The sequence below is a fragment of the Xenorhabdus indica genome, assembly GCF_014467235.1.
Classification (GTDB): Bacteria; Pseudomonadota; Gammaproteobacteria; order Enterobacterales; family Enterobacteriaceae; genus Xenorhabdus; species Xenorhabdus indica.
Genome location: NZ_NKHP01000133.1, coordinates 1 through 257, shown reverse-complemented (window position 1 = coordinate 257; position 257 = coordinate 1). Strand labels below are relative to the sequence as shown.

The 257-nt window shown below is 49.4% G+C and carries 1 pseudogene; it reads right to left on the bottom strand.

Annotation, left to right across the window (positions count from 1 at the left end):
- Positions 1–64: 64 nt before the first annotated feature.
- A pseudogene (locus Xind_RS19850) lies at positions 65–257 on the bottom strand (hypothetical protein); the annotation flags it as partial.

The following is a 257-nucleotide window of genomic DNA, read 5'->3' as shown; positions in this document are numbered from 1 at the left end:
CGAACAAATGAAGGGTTGTCAACGAAAGAAATATTACGTTGCTTAAAACGCTATATTGTACGAGAGCTGTATCCCTTAATTTTGGCTGATTTAAAATCGAAATCTTGTGCTGGAGATGGGTTTCCCCCAGATAAAACAGGCTCTGGCCGGTCATGGCGCTGTACTGGATGCGCTCTTCTGCCGGTATCAGGTTCAGCACCGCCTCCATCAGGCTGCTCTTGCCTGCGGCACTGCTGCTCTGGATCAGGACGGCTAAG